The 17,692-nt window shown below is 63.2% G+C and carries 20 protein-coding genes; 16 read left to right on the top strand and 4 right to left on the bottom strand.

From position 1 onward, the window contains the following. The first annotated feature begins 13 nt into the window (after positions 1 to 13). The 11 genes from D8W71_RS23955 to D8W71_RS23905 all read left to right on the top strand — a co-directional run bounded on the left by D8W71_RS23955 (position 14) and on the right by D8W71_RS23905 (position 9,110). Positions 14 to 934: an SMP-30/gluconolactonase/LRE family protein gene (locus D8W71_RS23955; protein WP_121117210.1), complete on the top strand. Its 921-nt coding sequence runs from the start codon at positions 14 to 16 to the stop codon at positions 932 to 934. A 9-nt stretch (positions 935 to 943) separates the two neighbouring features. Further along, a complete protein-coding gene (dapE, locus tag D8W71_RS23950) occupies positions 944 to 2,038 on the top strand; it encodes a succinyl-diaminopimelate desuccinylase (RefSeq protein ID WP_121117208.1) in 1,095 nt (364 codons plus the stop codon). A gap of 9 nt (positions 2,039 to 2,047) precedes the next feature. Further along, entirely contained in the window at positions 2,048 to 2,791 is a 744-nt protein-coding gene (locus tag D8W71_RS23945) for a TIGR00730 family Rossman fold protein (RefSeq protein WP_121117206.1), read from the top strand. Further along, on the top strand, positions 2,788 to 3,354 hold the full coding sequence (locus D8W71_RS23940) for a TIGR00730 family Rossman fold protein (protein ID WP_121117204.1): 567 nt from the start codon (positions 2,788 to 2,790) through the stop codon (positions 3,352 to 3,354). Before D8W71_RS23945 ends, D8W71_RS23940 begins: the two co-directional genes overlap by 4 nt. 61 nt (positions 3,355 to 3,415) lie before the next feature. After that, positions 3,416 to 5,191, top strand: coding sequence for a long-chain-acyl-CoA synthetase (locus D8W71_RS23935; RefSeq protein ID WP_121117202.1), 1,776 nt, complete (start codon positions 3,416 to 3,418; stop codon positions 5,189 to 5,191). Positions 5,192 to 5,212: 21 nt separating this feature from the next. After that, positions 5,213 to 6,073, top strand: a complete 861-nt coding sequence (folP, locus tag D8W71_RS23930; RefSeq protein WP_121117200.1) for a dihydropteroate synthase — start codon at positions 5,213 to 5,215, stop codon at positions 6,071 to 6,073. Then, entirely contained in the window at positions 6,070 to 7,002 is a 933-nt protein-coding gene (locus tag D8W71_RS23925) for a glucosyl-3-phosphoglycerate synthase (RefSeq protein WP_121117198.1), read from the top strand. The genes folP and D8W71_RS23925 overlap by 4 nt, the downstream gene beginning before the upstream one ends. Positions 7,003 to 7,031: 29 nt before the next feature. Continuing rightward, a complete protein-coding gene (locus tag D8W71_RS23920; protein WP_121117196.1) occupies positions 7,032 to 7,325 on the top strand; it encodes a DivIVA domain-containing protein in 294 nt (97 codons plus the stop codon). Continuing rightward, positions 7,322 to 7,921, top strand: a complete 600-nt coding sequence (locus tag D8W71_RS23915) for a DNA-3-methyladenine glycosylase I (protein WP_121117194.1) — start codon at positions 7,322 to 7,324, stop codon at positions 7,919 to 7,921. The genes D8W71_RS23920 and D8W71_RS23915 overlap by 4 nt, the downstream gene beginning before the upstream one ends. Before the next feature lie 98 nt (positions 7,922 to 8,019). Then, positions 8,020 to 8,187, top strand: coding sequence for a DUF3117 domain-containing protein (locus tag D8W71_RS23910; RefSeq protein WP_068369835.1), 168 nt, complete (start codon positions 8,020 to 8,022; stop codon positions 8,185 to 8,187). An 86-nt stretch (positions 8,188 to 8,273) separates the two neighbouring features. Continuing rightward, positions 8,274 to 9,110 carry a putative RNA methyltransferase gene (locus D8W71_RS23905; protein WP_121117192.1) on the top strand — a complete coding sequence of 279 codons (837 nt, stop codon included), beginning with the start codon at positions 8,274 to 8,276 and terminating at the stop codon, positions 9,108 to 9,110. On the opposite strand, the gene glgA is transcribed toward D8W71_RS23905, so the two are convergent. Further along, a complete protein-coding gene (gene glgA / locus D8W71_RS23900; protein ID WP_121117190.1) occupies positions 9,080 to 10,255 on the bottom strand; it encodes a glycogen synthase in 1,176 nt (391 codons plus the stop codon). The genes D8W71_RS23905 and glgA overlap by 31 nt on opposite strands. 76 nt (positions 10,256 to 10,331) lie before the next feature. Between glgA and glgC the strand changes: the two genes are divergently transcribed. Then, complete coding sequence (gene glgC / locus D8W71_RS23895) at positions 10,332 to 11,546, top strand: glucose-1-phosphate adenylyltransferase (protein WP_201265447.1); 1,215 nt, start codon at positions 10,332 to 10,334, stop codon at positions 11,544 to 11,546. A 10-nt stretch (positions 11,547 to 11,556) separates the two neighbouring features. Here the strand turns inward: glgC and D8W71_RS23890 are convergent, their stop codons facing one another. Further along, the gene (locus tag D8W71_RS23890; protein WP_201265177.1) at positions 11,557 to 12,189 is read right to left on the bottom strand and encodes an O-methyltransferase; all 633 of its coding nucleotides are present in this window, start codon (positions 12,187 to 12,189) and stop codon (positions 11,557 to 11,559) included. Positions 12,190 to 12,433: 244 nt separating this feature from the next. Between D8W71_RS23890 and sigE the strand changes: the two genes are divergently transcribed. Genes sigE through tatB form a run of 4 tightly spaced genes read left to right on the top strand, consistent with a single transcriptional unit; the run spans position 12,434 to position 15,420 of the window. Further along, positions 12,434 to 13,066 carry an RNA polymerase sigma factor SigE gene (gene sigE / locus D8W71_RS23885; RefSeq protein ID WP_121119840.1) on the top strand — a complete coding sequence of 211 codons (633 nt, stop codon included), beginning with the start codon at positions 12,434 to 12,436 and terminating at the stop codon, positions 13,064 to 13,066. 16 nt (positions 13,067 to 13,082) lie between these two features. Continuing rightward, positions 13,083 to 13,418 (top strand): hypothetical protein, encoded by a 336-nt coding sequence (locus D8W71_RS23880; protein WP_236077591.1) that lies wholly within the window; start codon positions 13,083 to 13,085, stop codon positions 13,416 to 13,418. An 18-nt stretch (positions 13,419 to 13,436) separates the two neighbouring features. Then, positions 13,437 to 14,936 carry a trypsin-like peptidase domain-containing protein gene (locus tag D8W71_RS23875; RefSeq protein ID WP_121117184.1) on the top strand — a complete coding sequence of 500 codons (1,500 nt, stop codon included), beginning with the start codon at positions 13,437 to 13,439 and terminating at the stop codon, positions 14,934 to 14,936. Between the two features lie 10 nt (positions 14,937 to 14,946). Further along, positions 14,947 to 15,420, top strand: a complete 474-nt coding sequence (gene tatB / locus D8W71_RS23870) for a Sec-independent protein translocase protein TatB (RefSeq protein ID WP_121117182.1) — start codon at positions 14,947 to 14,949, stop codon at positions 15,418 to 15,420. Positions 15,421 to 15,506: 86 nt separating this feature from the next. Here tatB and D8W71_RS23865 read toward each other — a convergent pair whose 3' ends face one another. Both D8W71_RS23865 and D8W71_RS23860 read right to left on the bottom strand, forming a co-directional pair. Further along, entirely contained in the window at positions 15,507 to 16,238 is a 732-nt protein-coding gene (locus D8W71_RS23865) for an amino acid ABC transporter ATP-binding protein (protein WP_121117180.1), read from the bottom strand. Then, positions 16,235 to 17,692, bottom strand: coding sequence for an amino acid ABC transporter substrate-binding protein/permease (locus D8W71_RS23860; protein ID WP_121117178.1), 1,458 nt, complete (start codon positions 17,690 to 17,692; stop codon positions 16,235 to 16,237). Before D8W71_RS23860 ends, D8W71_RS23865 begins: the two co-directional genes overlap by 4 nt.

Here is a 17,692-nt window from a genome sequence, read left to right as displayed (position 1 = left end):
GAGGGGGAGCCATATGAAACGAATTCGATCTGCCGTCCTTGCGGCAGCACTCTTGATTACTGGAACAGCCGTGTTCGGTGCGCCCGAAGCATCTGCCGCGCCGGTGTGCGCAGGTGCTTCAGCCGCGCCGGTGAAAGTGGCGCAGATCGGCGGCACAGCCTTGGAGGGCGCGGCCGTCGACAGCTCCGGCAGGCTCTACACGACGGATATTCTCAGCGGTCGTGTCTACCGCATCGACGCACCGGGATCGCCCGCCTACGAGATCGCGAAGGTGTCCGGGGGTGGGGGCGCTCTCGCTTGGATGCCCGACGGCACCCTGCTGGTCGGCTACGGCGCCAACCCCCTCGTTCTCGTCGGGGACATCGTGAAGGCTGCAGGCATCGTTCGGTTGAACGTCGACACGCTCGAGACCAGTACATTCGCCACCGGTCTGAGTGCTGCCAACGGGCTCGCGGTGGCCGATGACGGAACCGTGTACGCCACAAACGATTTCGGAAGCCTGATCGGGCAGATCAGGCCCGACGGCACAGTGAATCCCGCGTGGGCCAGGTTCCCCAGCGCCAACGGCGCCGTGCTCGACGAGGCTGGGCAGTACCTGTACGTCTCCCGGACGTTCGTGAACTCCGGGGTGAGCAGAATCCCGATCGCGAACCCGTCCGCTCCCGAAAGCATCCTCGACCTGAACGGGCTGGATTCGCTCAGCGCGCCGGACGGGCTCACGCTCGACAGGAACGGCCGTCCCGTCGTGCCGTTCAACACACGCGGACAGATCGTGCGCATCGATGCACCTGGTAGTTACTGCATCCTCGGCAGCGGCATTCCAACGTCGAGTGTTGTCATTTACGGACGCGGTAGCCAGGGGTTTTCCGAAGGTCGACTGTTCCGCGCGGGGTTCGACGGCGCGGTATACGAGATTCCCGGTGGTGCCGCTTAGTCTGACCGAGTGAGTTTTCCCGAGTTGGACCTGCATGCCGATCCGATCGACCTGACTGCGGCGCTGGTGGACATCCCCAGCGTCTCGCAGGACGAGAGCGTCGTCGCCGACGCAGTGGAGGCCGCTCTCCGCAGTCAGACCACCGGATTCGAGATCGTCCGCAACGGCAACGCTGTTCTGGCGCGAACCGATCGCGGACTGCCTAGCCGTGTGATGCTGGCAGGACACCTCGACACCGTGCCGATCGCCGACAATGTGCCGAGTCGCCGCGAGAGAGACCATGCGGACGGCGACGTCATCCACGGGTGCGGCACGGTGGACATGAAGTCGGGCGACGCAGTCTTCCTGCACTTGGCGGCCACTGTCACCGACGCGGTGCACGACCTCACGCTCGTCTTCTACGACTGCGAGGAGATCGAGGCCACGAAGAACGGCCTCGGCCGAATCGAACGTGAGCTGCCCGAGTGGCTGCAGGCCGACGTCGCGATTCTGGGTGAACCCTCGGGCGGTTTCATCGAAGCCGGTTGCCAGGGCACACTTCGAGTGCGGTTGTCGGCCAGCGGAACCCGTGCCCACAGTGCGCGATCATGGTTGGGAGACAACGCGATCCACAAGTTCGGTGCCGTCCTGAATCGGCTCGCGTCGTACGAGGCTCGCCAGGTGGACATCGACGGGTGTGTCTATCGTGAGGGTCTGCAGGCGGTCCGCATTTCCGGTGGCGTCGCAGGAAACGTCGTCCCCGACGTGGCCGAACTCGACGTGAATTTCAGGTTCGCGCCGGACCGAAGCGTCGAGCAGGCAATCGAGCATGTTCGTGAAGTGGTCGACGGCTTGGATCTCGGTTTCGAGGTTACCGATGCTTCCCCCGGTGCATTGCCCGGTCTCGCTGCTCCCGCTGCCGCTGCGCTCATCGAGGCCGCGGGTGGGCAGTTCCGAGCCAAGTACGGCTGGACCGACGTCTCGCGGTTCTCGGCCCTGGGGATCCCCGCGGTCAACTACGGCCCCGGAGATCCGAACCTCGCGCACAAGAGGGACGAGCGCGTCCCGGTCCAGCAGATCACCGACGTCACCCGCGTCCTGCGAGCCTATCTTTCCAACCCGTAGCCTGTCCGCATGGACGACGAGAAGGCGATCAGGCACAAAGGGCCGGTAGTGCTTCGGCGTGGACGGAATTCGGAATCCTCCACCTCGGATCAGCGGTTGCTCGACCAACGGGGACCCGGCAATTGGATCCACACCGATACCTGGCGAGTGCTGCGGATTCAGAGCGAGTTCGTCGAGGGGTTCGGCGCCCTCGCCGAAGTCCCCAAAGCCGTGACGGTTTTCGGGTCGGCACGAACACCCGTGGATCACCCGGAGTACGCGCAAGCCCGCGAGCTCGGAAAGTCCCTGGCCGAAGCAGGATTCGCGGTCATCACCGGCGGAGGACCCGGAGCGATGGAAGGTGCGAACCGGGGAGCCTGCGACGCGGACGGGTACTCCATCGGTCTCGGAATCGAGCTCCCCTTCGAGCAGGGGCTCAACGAGTGGGTCGATCTCGGGGTCAACTTCCGTTACTTCTTCGTCCGAAAGACGATGTTCGTCAAGTACTCTCAGGCGTTCGTCTGTCTGCCGGGCGGGTTCGGTACCTTGGACGAGCTGTTCGAGGCGCTCACTCTGGTGCAGACCGAAAAAGTCACTCGATTCCCGATCATCCTGCTGGGCACCGAGTTCTGGTCGGGCTTGATCGACTGGATCAAGAACACTCTGGTGGCACAGGGCAAGGTGTCGCGAAAAGATCTCGAGCTCATCCACTGCACCGACAGCGTCGACGAGGCAGTGCAGATCGTGCTGAACACGACGGGGGAGACACTGTGAATCAACAAGCGACGAGTCCGCGACAATCGACGTGGAATGTGTGCGTCTACTGCGCATCCGGTCCGGTCGACGCATCGTTCATCGAACTCGCGCGCGAGCTGGGTACCGAGATCGGTCGGCGCGGCTGGGGTCTGGTCTCGGGCGGTGGCAACGTCTCGATGATGGGTGCCGTAGCAGAATCGGCCCGCGCTGCCGGAGCCTTCACTGTCGGCGTCATCCCCAAGGCGCTCGTGCACCGGGAGGTCGCCGATGTCGACGCGGACGAACTGATCGTCACCGACACCATGCGTGAGCGGAAGAAGGTCATGGAGGACCGAGCCGACGCATTCATCACGCTTCCCGGCGGAATCGGCACCTTGGAGGAGCTGTTCGAAACCTGGACGGCGGGGTATCTGGGAATGCACAGCAAGCCGATGGTTCTGCTCGATCCTCCGGGCCACTTCGACGGCCTTTTTCAGTGGATCGACGGACTGTCGTCGACCGGATTCGTTCAACAGCGTGCCTTGGATGCCCTGGTCAGAACCGTGACCGTGGAGTCAGCGCTCGATGCATGTTCGCCGTGAGTGAGCGAAAGGTTACCCTGGAGTAGGGTAACAAATCTCACATCGCACATAAGGGGAGTTCATGGCTGTCGATGCCCGTCAGAAAATTGGAGTAACCGATCTTGCGGTCGCGTTGCCGAAAATGGTGACGGAGGTGCCGAGTCTGCTCAAAGGTCTCGCGGGCTTCACGCGCAAGCCGAACGACAAGGCGTCTATCGGCAAGGTGTTCCAGGACGCCGCAGCCAAGAACGGCAACCGACCGTTCGTGCGATTCGACGGCGAATCCACCTCCTATGCCGACGCGAACGCCCTGGTCAATCAGTTCGCGAACGTCTTCGTCGATCGCGGTGTGAAGCGCGGGGACGTTGTCGCCGTCTTGAGCAAGAACCGTCCTGAGGCATTGTTCGCTGCACTGGCCGCGGTCAAGCTGGGTGCGACTGCAGGAATGCTCAACTACAACCAGCGGGGGGATGTCCTCGAGCACAGTCTCGGCATCCTCGACGCGAAGGTTCTGGTCCTCGACGAGAACGCGCAGGAGGCACTCGACTCGCTCGAGAAGGCACCCCAGGCAGGCGTCGTACTGCCGCTGAAGGAACTTGCCGAAGCGGCGCAGAAGGCGGACACCGCTAACCCGTCCGTGACCACGGAGATCCAGGCCAAGGAAAAAGCTTTCTACATTTTCACCTCGGGCACCACGGGTATGCCCAAGGCCAGCCTGATGAGCCACTTCCGGTGGCTGAAGTCGATGTCCGGGTTGGGCAACATGGGTGTTCGCCTTCGCAGCAACGACGTCATCTATTGCTGCTTGCCGCTCTACCACAACAACGCACTGACGGTGACGCTGTCCTCGGTGCTTGCGGGCGGCGCGACGATGGCGATCGGCGCGCAGTTCTCGGTCAGCAACTTCTGGCAGGACGTCGAGGTCAACAAGGCGACTGCGTTCACCTACATCGGCGAACTGTGCCGGTACCTGCTGACACAGCCCAAGAAGGACACCGACCGGAACAACACGATCAAGCTCATCGTCGGCAACGGCCTCCGCCCGGAGATTTGGGAGGAGTTCACCGAGCGTTTCGGGATCGAACGCGTCGCCGAGTTCTACGGTGCGAGCGAGTGCAACATCGCCTTCGTCAACGCGTTGAACATGAAGAAGACTGCAGGAATCTGCCCGCTGCCGTATGCCGTCGTCGAGTACGACGAAGAGAGCGGCAAGGCCAAACGCGGCAGCAACGGCAAGCTCCGCAAGGTGGGGGCGGGTGATGTCGGGCTTCTGCTGTCCAAGGTGACCGATCGCGCGCCGTTCGACGGTTACTCGGACGACGAGGCAACCGAGAAGAAGCTCGTTCGCGATGGATTCAAGGACGGTGACGCGTGGTTCGACACCGGCGACCTCGTCCGCAAACAGGGCTGGATGCACGTCGCTTTCGTCGACCGCCTCGGTGACACATTCCGCTGGAAGGGCGAAAACGTCGCGACGACGCAGGTCGAGGGCGCGCTCGGTGGGCATCCGGCCGTCGACGGTGCCGTGGTCTACGGCGTCGACATCGACGGAACCGACGGCAAGGCGGGCATGGCGGCCGTGACGTTGCGCGAGGGTGAATCCTTCGACGGAAAAGCTGTCGCCGAACATCTCTACGACAAGCTTCCGACCTACGCGGTCCCGCTGTTCGTCCGCGTCGTCGACAGCCTGGAGCAGACTTCGACGTTCAAGAGCCAGAAGGTTGCGCTCCGCAAACTCGGCTACGAAGAAGACGGCGACAGCGAGCTGTACGTGCTGCGTGGCAAGTCCGGCGGATACGACAAGGCCTACGACGGGTACGTCGACGAGGTCGCCGCTGGTAAGGCGCCCAAGGGCTAGGCCCGTGCCAATATTGGATTCATGAGCACTCTCTGCGGCAAGCCGGTGGCAGACGATCGCGCACTCGTCATGGCGATCGTCAACCGCACCCCCGACTCGTTCTACGACAAGGGCGCCAACTTCACCGACGAAGCGGCTATGGCGTCGGTGCATCGGGCTGTCGCAGAGGGTGCCGACATGGTCGACATCGGCGGCGTCAAAGCAGGGCCGGGGGTTCTGGTCGACGCCGCCGAGGAAACCCGCCGCGTCGTTCCGTTCGTCGAGGCGATCAGGAGCGCATACCCGGACCTGCTGATCAGTGTCGACACCTGGCGCAGCGAGGTCGCTCGGCTCGCATGCGGTGCCGGCGCGGATTTGATCAACGACACCTGGGCGGGAGCGGACCCAGACCTCGTGGCTGTCGCGGCCGAGGAAGGCGTCGGGATCGTCTGCTCGCACACCGGCGGCGCTACGCCGCGTACCCGACCGCATCGGGTTCGATACACCGATGTCGTCGCCGATGTCGTCGCCGAGGTGACGACATCGGCCGAAAAAGCTGTTGCAGCCGGAGTCGCCAGGGACTCGATTCTGATAGATCCGACCCATGATTTCGGGAAAAACACCTATCACGGGCTCGAGTTGTTGCGTCGCGTGGACGTTCTTGTAAACACCGGATGGCCAGTGCTCATGGCGCTGAGCAACAAGGATTTTATAGGCGAGACTCTAGGGGTAGAACTCGCCGACCGGTTGGAGGGAACATTGGCAGCGACAGCATTGGCCGCAGCAGGCGGAGCCCGAATGTTCCGGGTGCACGAGGTTGCGTCGACAAGAAGAGTCGTCGACATGGTTGCGGCGATACAGGGGACGAGGGTTCCGGTTCGGACAGTGAGGGGCCTCGCATGACACTTGCCGACCGAACGACCGTGATGAAATCGTGGGCGGACACCAACGGCTGGGACACCCCGTCGTGGTCCCTCGCCGAGTTGGAGGCGGCCAAGGCAGGCCGCACCGTATCTGTCGTACTCCCTGCGCTCAACGAGGAGGAGACCGTCGCGGCGGTCGTGGACACAATCCACCCGTTGCTGGGCGGGCTCGTCGACGAGCTGATCGTGCTCGACTCCGGGTCCACCGACGCCACCGCCGAGCGCGCGATCGCCGCGGGGGCACGCGTCATCAGCCGCGAAGAAGCCATCCCCGGGCTCGATCCGGTCAAGGGAAAGGGCGAAGTCCTGTGGCGTTCGGTTGCCGCGTCGACCGGTGATCTCATCGCCTTCGTCGACTCCGACTTGATCAACCCGGACCCGGCGTTCGTGCCGAAGCTTCTCGGCCCACTGCTGATGGGCGACGGGATCCACCTCGTCAAGGGCTACTACCGGCGTCCGCTGCGCACCAGCGGGACCGAGGACGCAAACGGGGGAGGACGCGTGACCGAACTCGTCGCCCGACCCCTTCTCGCCGCGCTGCGTCCTGAGCTGACCGGTGTAATTCAGCCTCTCGGAGGCGAATACGCAGGAACCCGAGAGTTGCTGTCCGCGGTGCCCTTCGCGCCCGGGTACGGCGTCGAGATCGGGCTTCTTCTCGACACCTACGACAGGCTCGGTCTCGGCGCTATCGGTCAGGTCAATCTGGGCGTCCGGAAGCACCGAAATCGTCCGCTCGTCGAGCTCGGCGCAATGAGTCGTCAGATCGTCGGGACGATGCTGAACCGGTGCGGGATGGTCGATTCGGGGGCAGGCCTGATGCAGTTCCGGGTCGACGGCGACTCGTTCGTGCCGTTCTCCACCGAGGTATCACTGGCGGATCGACCGGCCATCAACACCTTGCACGTGTGACGGGCAGGGCTGCGTGAGAAGATCCAGCAATGCTGACGCTCCTGCTGTACGTCGTCATCATTGCCGTCGTCGCAGCCCTGCTCTTCTTCGTCGCAAGTGCCGTTTTCGGTCGCGGTGAGGAACTCGAACCTCTTCCCGAAGGCACGACGGCGACGGTCCTTCCCGCCGAGGGCGTGACCGGTGACGACGTCCGAGACCTGAAGTTCCAGCAGACCCTGCGGGGTTACAAGCCGAGCGAAGTCGATTGGGCACTGGACCGGTTGGGTGCCGAGATCGACCTGCTGAGATCGCGCCTGGAAGAATCAGGGCCGGAAGAAGAATGACCGTGCTGCCGGGTCCCGACGGGAAGCTGCGGTGCCCCTGGGGAGCGACCGAGGACGATCTCTACCGCGAGTACCACGACACGGAATGGGGCCGCGAGCTTCACGGCCGGGACGCGCTGTACGAGCGGTTGTGCCTCGAGGCTTTCCAATCAGGTCTGTCGTGGATCACGATTCTGCGCAAGCGGGACAATTTTCGACGTGCGTTCGCGGGCTTCGATCCGGAGAAAGTCGCGGCGTTCGGACCCGCCGATGTGGAGCGTCTGATGGCCGACGCGTCCATCGTGCGGAATCGAGCCAAGATCGAGGCCGCTATCGGCAATGCCCGCATCGTGTCCGAGATGGATCTAGACGCCGTGCTCTGGTCTTTTGCTCCGACTCCGCGACCGCAACGTCTCGTTTCCGTATCGGATGTACCGGCGGTGACCGAGGAATCCAAGGCCATGGCCAAAGAACTGAAGCGCCGCGGGCTGCGGTTCTTCGGGCCGACCACGGCCTATGCGTTGATGCAGGCCACCGGAATGGTGAACGATCACCTGTCCGGCTGCCTCGTGACGACGCCGAATACCGACTCCGGTTCCCGGTATGGCCCTCCATAGGGAAGAATAGGACTCAAGAACCTCGCCGCTCACGGCGAGAACATCTTTTTTGGCCGACGCGCAGAGCTCGAGTGGCGCAGATCTGGAGGGAGCAGAGGATGGCGGCGATGAAGCCCCGGACCGGGGACGGTCCCCTCGAAGCAACCAAAGAGGGACGAGGGATCGTGATGAGGGTGCCACTGGAAGGTGGTGGACGCCTGGTCGTCGAACTTACCCCTGACGAGGCAGCTGCACTCGGTGAAGAGTTGAAGGGCGTCACCGGTTAACTGCCCGTGTTCTTCTGTGCCTAGCCCCGCTTGCCCTTCCGGCAGGCGGGGCTTAGTAATGCGGCGGTCGTCGGAGGTGTCGGCTCGTGCTTGCTGACGTCATGGACCTGCTGATCTGCCCGCATTGTTCGGCCGATCTAGATATGGAGGACCGAACGATCCTGTGCGACCGCGGACACTCGTTCGACGTCGCGAGGCAGGGGTACGTGAGTCTCCTGCCCGGGAACGCGGGCGGGATTCTCGGCGACTCGGCCGAGATGATCGCGGCGCGCGAGATGTTTCTCGGCGGTGGACACTTCACACCGATCCGCGATGCCGTCGTCGATGCTGTCGGTCGGCGTGAGGTGGTCCTGGAGGTCGGGGTCGGGAGTGGCTATTACTCGGCCGCGGTCCTCGAGCAGACCGGCGGCCGCGGTATCGGCGTGGACGTTTCCAAGGCTGCTGCCCGTCGTGCTGCCCGGGCACATCCTGGTCTCGGCTCGATCGTTGCCGACATCTGGAACGGTCTGCCAGTTCGGTCAGGTGCGCTGGGCGCGGCCCTGTGCGTGTTCTCCCCACGCAACGCAACGGAGTTGCAGCGGGTGATCGAGCCGGGCGGTGTACTGATCGTCGTGACGCCGACTGCGCGTCATCAGCAGGAATTGATCGGCGCCCTCGGACTCATCGGCGTCGATGACGAGAAAGCGCGCAGGCTCGGTGACTCTCTCGCGGGCAAGTTCGAACTCGCCTCCCGAGACGTCGTCGAGTTCGCGATGGAACTGAGCCATGCGGATGTGGCCAGCCTGGTCGCGATGGGGCCGTCTGCGCGTCACACGACCGACGCCTCACGCCAGGCGTCGATCGCAGCCCTACCGGCGACGACGACCGTGACGGCATCGGTCGTGGTCGGGGTCTATGCGCGTCTGGCGAGCGCGGCTTCGTAGACGTCGAGAGTCTGCTGAGCAATGGCTGCCCAGGAGAATTCGGCGACGGCCCTCGCACGCCCTGCCCGACCCATCGTGGCCGCCGTCTCGGGGTCGAGTGCGACCTCGTTGACCGTCTTCGCCAACGCTTCCTCGAATGCCTGCGGTTCGTACGAGTTGTAATGCACGAGCCGCCCGGTGACGCCGTTGTCGACGACCTCGGGTATGCCGCCGACATCGGAAGCAACGACTGCTGTTTCGGCTGCCATCGCCTCCAGATTGACGATCCCCAACGGTTCGTACACCGAAGGACAGACGAATACCTGTGCAGCGGAAAGAATTTCGCGAATCTTCTCGGTCGGCAGCATCTCACGTACCCAGTACACGCCGGTGCGGCTGCGCTGCAATTCCTCGACCGCGCGCTCGGTTTCGGCAGCGATCTCCGGAGTATCCGGCGCGCCTGCGCACAGGACCAGCTGGATCGCCGGGTCGAATCGGTGCGCCGCGGCAATCAGATGTCCGACGCCCTTCTGCCGGGTGATGCGTCCGACGAAGGCGACGATAGGCCGGTTCGGATCGACCCCGATTGCCTGCAGCGCCGAATCGGTGGGGTCGGCCGCCGGCCCCGCATGCCAGTTTTCGGTGTCGATCCCGTTGCGTACCACGTGAACTCGCGTCGGATCCAGTCGGGGATAGGCGTCGAGAACATCTTTGGCCATACCCTCGCTGACCGCAATGACCGCATCCGCATACTCGATCGCGTTCTTCTCGGACCACGACGATATGCGGTAACCGCCGCCCAACTGTTCGGCCTTCCACGGCCTGCGTGGCTCCAGCGAGTGAGCCGTCAGGATGTGCGGGACGTCGAACAGCTCGGCGGCCAGGTGACCGGCGAGCCCGGTGTACCAGGTGTGCGAGTGGACGACGTCTGCGCCTGCAGCTGCATTGGCCATGCGCAATTCGGCGGACAAGGTCGTGAGAGCCGCGTTGGCGCCGAGGAGTGCGGGATCGGGCTCGTGCACCTGCGCGTTCTCGCGCGGTGCTCCCATGCAGTGGATGTCGACCTCGCACAGCACTTTCAACTGCGCCGCAAGCTCGGTGACGTGCACACCTGCTCCGCCGTACACCTCAGGTGGATATTCCCTAGTCATCATTGCCACGCGCACAACTGTCAACCTACATTCCTTCGGCGAAACGCGTGTACTGCTAGCAAGGTTCATCCGGTGCGGATAGGTTGGCATGGTGAGGACACAACCGCACGTACTAGGGATCGTGCTTGCCGGCGGTGAGGGTAAGCGGCTTTACCCGATGACCGCGGACAGAGCAAAGCCAGCCGTCCCATTCGGCGGCGCATATCGACTGATCGACTTCGTACTGAGCAATCTCGTCAACGCCGGTTACCTCCGGCTGTGCGTGTTGACCCAGTACAAGTCGCATTCGCTCGACCGTCATATTTCGCAGACCTGGCGGCTGTCCGGGTTCGCGGGGGAGTACATCACTCCTGTGCCGGCTCAGCAGCGACTCGGTCCACGCTGGTACACCGGCAGCGCCGACGCCATCTTCCAATCACTCAACCTCGTCTACGACGAAGACCCCGAGTACATCGTGGTGTTCGGTGCGGACCACGTCTATCGCATGGATCCGGAACAGATGGTGCAGCAGCACATCGATTCCGGCGCAGGCGTCACCGTGGCAGGTATCCGGGTGCCACGAAGCGAAGCGTTCGCGTTCGGGTGCATCGACAGCGACGAGAACGGCAAGATCACGCAGTTCCTGGAGAAGCCCGCGCAACCGCCGGGCACTCCCGACGACCCCAATGTCACCTACGCCTCGATGGGCAACTACGTATTCACGACGAAGGTCCTGATCGACGCGATCAAGGCGGACTCGGAGAATTCCGACTCCGATCACGACATGGGCGGCGACATCATTCCCGCGCTCGTAGAAGCCGGTGTCGCGTCGGTGTACGACTTCAACGACAACGTCGTTCCCGGAGCGACCGAACGCGATCGTGGCTACTGGCGAGACGTCGGCACCATCGACGCGTTCTACGACGCACACATGGATCTGGTGTCCGTACACCCGATTTTCAACCTCTACAACCGCCGCTGGCCCATCCGTGGCGCGGCCGAGAACCTCCCTCCTGCCAAGTTCGTCCAGGGCGGTCTCGCGCAGGAATCCGTCGTCGGCGCCGGGTGCATCCTGTCCGCCGCAACGGTTCGCAACTCGGTCCTGTCCTCCAACGTCATGATCGACGACGGCGCGACCGTAGAGGGCAGCGTTCTGATGCCGGGCGTCAAGATCGGCAAGGGTGCCGTCGTGCGTCGGGCGATTCTCGACAAGAACGTCGTGGTCGGGCCCGGCGAGATCGTCGGCGTCGACCTCGAACGCGACAAGGAACGCTTCAACGTCTCCGCGGGCGGCGTCGTGTCGGTCGGTAAGGGCGTCTGGATCTAGCTGGCCCGACTCAGCTGCGCGAAGCGCAGATCAGCCCATCGCCGAGGGGGAGAAGGACCGTTGTCAGACGGTCGTCCTCGGCGATGGCGCGGGCTGCGGATCGCACGGCGACGGTCGTCGCGTCCCGTTGGGTCGAGTCGGGCACACGCCCGTTCAGCAGGGCGTTGTGTAGAACGAGCACGCCGCCGGGACGCAGCAGGCGAACGCTTTCCTGCACGAAATGCAAGTGGTCGACCGGGCTGGCATCGATGAACACGAGGTCGTAGGTGTCGTCGGCGAGCCGCGGCAGCACGTCGAGGGCCCAGCCGTTGATCAGGCGCGTGCGCGACGGGGGGATGCCTCCGGCGCGGAAGGCGTCTTTGGCTGCGCGCTGGTGCTCAGGTTCGGTGTCGATCGTGGTCAGGACGCCGTCGTCGCGCATGCCGTCGAGTAGCCAGAGTCCGCTGATGCCTGCACCGGTTCCGATTTCGACGACGGTTTTGGCGCCGAGCATCTGGGTGAAGATGCTCAGGATTGCGCCGACCGAAGCGGGAACGGGAGACGCGCCCAGTTCCTCGGCGCGTTCCCTGGCCGAGACCAGTACCTCGTCCTCCTGAGCGGAATCCTCGGCGTAGGCGAGCAACTTCTCGGCGTTTGTCGACACAAGGCGAGGTTAGCGTGGCCCGAGCGCAGCCTGCGGAGTGACTCGGATGATTGCGCGGAGATTTTCTCAGCAGCGCCTCAGCTAATTCATATCTGTGCCACACGCGGGTGGGAGAGGCTACTTGTGATCGCTTGATCGACAAGCAACACGAACAGGAACAACTCGACGGTGCCGGGGGTTGTACACGGCAACGGGAGCCGCACCGGTACGTGTTCCTGAGCAGGAGGATCCAGCCATCTACAAGATCAACGAAGATCGCGACACCTCGGTTTTACCCGGGGCAGAGTCCGAGGGTTCGGTCGAGGACCTCAGCGGTACGGCCGTGTTCGACGCTACCGGCGAAGCCACGACGATGCCGTCCTGGGACGAATTGGTCCGTGAGCACGGCGACCGTGTCTACCGTCTCGCCTACCGCCTGTCCGGCAACGCACAGGACGCCGAGGATCTCACGCAGGACACATTCATTCGTGTCTTCCGCTCACTGTCGAACTACCAGCCAGGCACCTTCGAAGGCTGGCTGCATCGCATCACCACCAACCTGTTCCTCGACATGGTTCGTCGCCGCAATCGCATCCGAATGGAAGCCCTTCCGGAGGACTACGACCGCGTTCCGTCCGAGACACCCAACCCCGAGCAGATCTACCACGACGCCCGACTCGATCCTGACCTACAGTCGGCGCTCGACTCGCTGGCACCCGAATTCCGTGCGGCAATCGTGCTGTGTGACATCGAAGGACTGTCGTACGAGGAGATCGGTGCAACACTGGGAGTCAAGCTGGGAACGGTTCGTAGCCGGATCCATCGGGGACGCGCGGCACTACGGGAGTACCTTCGAGTGAACGGGAAGGTCGACTCTTCTCACGCAAGTGCCCACTAGCCATCAGGAGGGTTGGATGACGCAGGCTGACAAGCCACGGCGGTTCAACTCCACCGAGCATCTGGCCAGCGAGGCCGTAGCGGCCTTCGCTGACGGTGAACTGCGGATGGCGGCCTACCTGCGCGCGGCCCGGCACATCGCCGAGTGCCCCGAGTGTGCCGCCGAAGTCGATGCCCAGCAACAGGCCCGCAGCGCATTGAAGGATTCCGGCGAGGTCTCGATGCCGCATTCTCTTCTCGGACTTCTCAACCAGATCCCCATGTGCGAGCCTGCGGAGGCAAAAGGCGACGTCGAACGAAGGCGTCGAGTCATCGTGACATCGGTTGCAAGCCTTCGCAGACGACGCAGGTGATTGCGGCGCTGTGTAACCTTGGCCGCTGTGACCGACGTAAGCGAGGGGTACCGGGAACGCGTGAGCACCACTACTGACCCAGATGCACCACGACTGCCTCCTCGGCCGCTGTATCGGCCCGCGGTCGACCCTGCGTCTGCCGCTGCTTTCGGACGGCCGAGCGACGTCGAGGGCTCGTTCACTCCGCCGGCCGGTCGTTCCGTTCCGTCCCCGAAGATCACCTCGCGCTCCCCTGATCCAGTCCTCGCAGAGGCGTTCGGACGGCCGGACGACGCCGAGGAATCCCTCCAGCGCGATCCGGATGCGCCCACCGGTCCCCCCGCCCCCGAAGCGGAACCGGAAGACCCGTGGCGCGACCCCACCTCCCTTGTCCGGCTCGGCGCAGCGGCCGCCGAAACGCCCGTCCCTCCCGAGAAGCCGGTCGGCCCCAAGCTCGGCGTCCGCGAGGTCCTGTTCGGTGAGCGCGTAGCTCCGAAGTCACTCGTCGTACTCGGTGTTCTCGCGCTCGCCATCGGCCTTGTCGGAGGCTTGATCGGCAGGGAAACAGCTGAGGTCACCGGCGCGTTGACCAGCCAAAAAGTGAACCTGGCCCAGTCGACGGGCGAGGATCTCCCGCAAGGCCAGGTCGCAAAGGTCGCCGATGCGGTGCTGCCGTCCGTGGTGTCCATCCAGGTGACGCTCGGAGACAACGCAGGCACCGGATCGGGAGTGGTCATCGCGGGCGAGGGCTACATCGTCACCAACAATCACGTCATCTCCATGGCAGCCACCAACCCGGACCGCGCAACGCTGCAGGTGACCTTCTCGGACGGCACCAAGGTCCCCGCCGACATCGTCGGCCGAGACGTCAAGACCGACCTCGCGGTGCTCAAGGCCGATGTCGGCAACCTCACGGTCGCCGAACTCGGCAACTCCGCCGACGTTCAGGTCGGCGAGGACGTCGTTGCGGTCGGTTCACCGCTCGGCTTGAGCAAAACGGTGACTCGCGGAATCGTCAGCGCGCTCGACCGACCGGTCAGGCTGTCCGGCGAGGGCACCGACACGGATGCCGTCATCGACGCGGTACAGACCGACGCAGCAATAAACCCTGGCAACTCCGGGGGGCCGCTGATCGACGCGGAAGGGCGCGTCATCGGCATCAATTCGGCGATCCGTAGCGAGAGCGGTGGGTCGGTCGGCCTCGGCTTCGCCATCCCCATCGACGATGTAACCAAGGTTGCACAGTCGCTCATCGCTACCGGTGAAATGAAGCACCCGGACATCGGCGTCAACGCTCGCTCGGTGATCAACGACGCCACCTCGGGGGCCGAAGTCGCGAACGTTCGATCCGGCGGCCCGGCACAGCAGGCAGGCATCGTCGAAGGTGACGTCATCACCAAGGTCGGTGACCGCGCAGTTACAAGCGCAGACGAACTCGTCGTTGCCGTGCAGGCCAGCGAGATTGGCCAGTCGACGCCGGTTCAGCTGGTTCGTTCGGGCCGACTCGTCGACGTCACCGTCACTCCGATTTCGGACTAGACTGGCCGACGTGTTCGCCAACATCGGCTGGGGAGAGTTCATGATTCTCCTGGTAGCCGCACTCGTTATCCTCGGGCCTGACCGGCTTCCCGGCGCAATCTCCTGGGTCACCAAATCCATTCGTCAGGTCAAGGACTACGCCAACGGCGCGAGCCAGCAACTCAAGGACGAACTCGGCACCGACTTCGAGGACTTCCGCAAACCACTGTCGGATCTCAATCAGCTGCGCGGAATGACCCCGCGCGCCGTCATCACCAAGCATCTCCTCGACGGGGACGATTCCATCTTCACCGGCAACTTCGACACGAAGGGGCCGGGAGGTAGCTCGAACGGCACCCCGAACACACCGTCCCTGAACAAGTCCTCACTGAACAAGCCGTCACTGGACAAGCCGTCACTGGACAAGGCATCACCGAGCGGGACGGCGTCGAACACGAGTCTTCCGTCGGGCCAGAATCCGCCCATCGATTCCGACGCCACGTAGGTTCGGCTCCCGTATCGCTTGAATGGTCCATTCATACGGTCAGATAGTGTGCACGGTCCATTCAAGCGATACGGGGTCGGCGAAACCTACAGCACCTTGTTCAGGAAGTCCTGGGTGCGAGGGTTCTGCGGGTTGCCGAACAGCTGGTCCGGTGTTCCTTCCTCGACGATCACGCCTTCGGCCATGAAGATGACGCGGTCTGCTACTTCGCGGGCGAAGCCCATTTCATGTGTCACGACGACCATCGTCATTCCACCCGTGGCCAGATCGCGCAGCACCTGAAGGACTTCGCCGACCATTTCGGGGTCGAGCGCCGACGTGGCTTCGTCGAACAGCATGATCGACGGGCTCATCGCGAGAGCGCGAGCGATCGCGACGCGCTGCTTCTGTCCGCCGGAGAGGTTGGCGGGCTTGTAGTTCGCCCGCTCGGACAGCCCCACCTGCTCGAGCAGCTTCAACGCCGCTTCCTTCGCCTGAGACTTCGACATCTTCTTCGTCTCGACGGGCGCGAGCATGACGTTCTCGAGCGCCGTCATGTGCGGGAAGAGGTTGAAGTGCTGGAACACCATGCCGATGTTCTGCCGCACCTTGTCCAAATTGACGCTCTTGTCGGTGAGATCGATGCCGTCGACGACGACGTGTCCTGCGGTGATCTCTTCCAGCTTGTTGAGGCATCGCAGGAATGTGCTCTTGCCGGATCCCGAAGGCCCGATGACACAGACGACCTCGCCGTTGGTGATCTCGGCGTCGATGCCCTTGAGGACGGTGTTGTCGCCGAACGCCTTCTCCAGCGCCTTGATCGAAATCTTGGTGCTCACTTGTTGATCCTCTTCTCGAGCCGGTTCGACAGCTTGGTGAGAGCCATGATGATGATGAAGTACATGACGCCGATGATCAGCCACATGTTGAACGATTCGAAGTTGCGGGCGATGATCAGACGTCCGGTCTGAGTCAGTTCGGCGAGGCCGATGACCGACAGCAGCGACGTGTCCTTCAGCGTGATGACGAACTGGTTGATGTAGGACGGGATCATCGTGCGGATCGCTTGCGGCATGACGACGCGTCGCATCGATTTGAGATAGCTGATACCGAGGCTTCGTGATGCTTCCATTTGGCCCTTGTCGACGGCGAGGATACCGCCGCGGACGATCTCTGCCATGTACGCGCCCGCGTTCAGCGAGAGCGTGATGATGCCTGCCGTGAAGGCGGACATCTGGAAGCCGAGCGCAGCGGGGACGCCGAAATAGATGAAGAAAGCCTGCACCAGAAGCGGTGTCCCACGGAAGATGTCGACATACGTGGTTCCGATTCCGCGGAGCACGATGTTGGTCGAGACCCGGAACAGGCCGAAGATCGCGCCGAGTACCAGAGCAATAGCGATGGAGATGACCGTCAGAACGATCGTCAGCCACAGGCCCTTCAGCAGCAGCTGCCAGCTGCTGGCGATGAGTCCGGGAATCGAGGTGTCCGAGGTGGTCGCTTCCGCGCCGATGTACGTGTCGACGATCCTGTCGTATTCGCCACTGGCTCGGATGTTCTCGAGTCCGGCATTGAATTGCTCGAGAAGTTGAGCGTTGCTGCCCTTCGCAACTGCGAACCCGTAGTTGGCGCCGGATTCCTTGTCCGTGACGATTTTGAATCCGTTGCCCTGGTTGATGCCGTACTGCAGGACCGGATAGTCCTCGAATGCAGCTACCGAATTGCGTGTTTTGACTTCCTCGTACATCGTTGCCGACTCGTCGAAAGGTCGTACCGTGAAACCGTATTGGTCCGCGATCGAGGCGGCGAATTCAGCGCCCTGGGTGCCTGTCTTGACGGCGACGGTCTTGCCGCGTAGATCCTCGTAGCCCTTGATGTCTTCGTTGTCCTCCAAGATCCCCATCTGAACATTGGATTCGAAGTAGGGGTCCGAGAAATCGAAGGTGGCTTTCCGTGGTTCCGTGATCGACATTCCGGCGATCATGCCGTTGAACTGTCCGCTCGTGACGCCCTGAAGGGCGGTGTCGAAACCGACTTGCTCGACGGTGTAGTCGAAATTTTGATCGGCTGCAATAGCAGCGAGGAGATCCATATCGATTCCGACGAGGTTCCCGCTCTCGTCCTGAAATTCGAAGGGCGCGAACGTGGTATCCGTTGCAATACGGTAATTCTGAACCGAGGGGTCTGGTTGCGCTGACGCGAGGCCAGGGCCGAGCAGCGAGCCCAGCAGTGTCACGAACAGTGCGAGCAGTATCGGTACGAATACCGGCCTGCTCCGATGCGGCGTCTTCAT

The organism is Rhodococcus sp. P1Y (genome assembly GCF_003641205.1).
Classification (GTDB): domain Bacteria; phylum Actinomycetota; class Actinomycetes; order Mycobacteriales; family Mycobacteriaceae; genus Rhodococcoides.
Note: the sequence above shows the minus strand (reverse complement) of the source record. Positions and strands in the feature narration are given on the sequence as shown.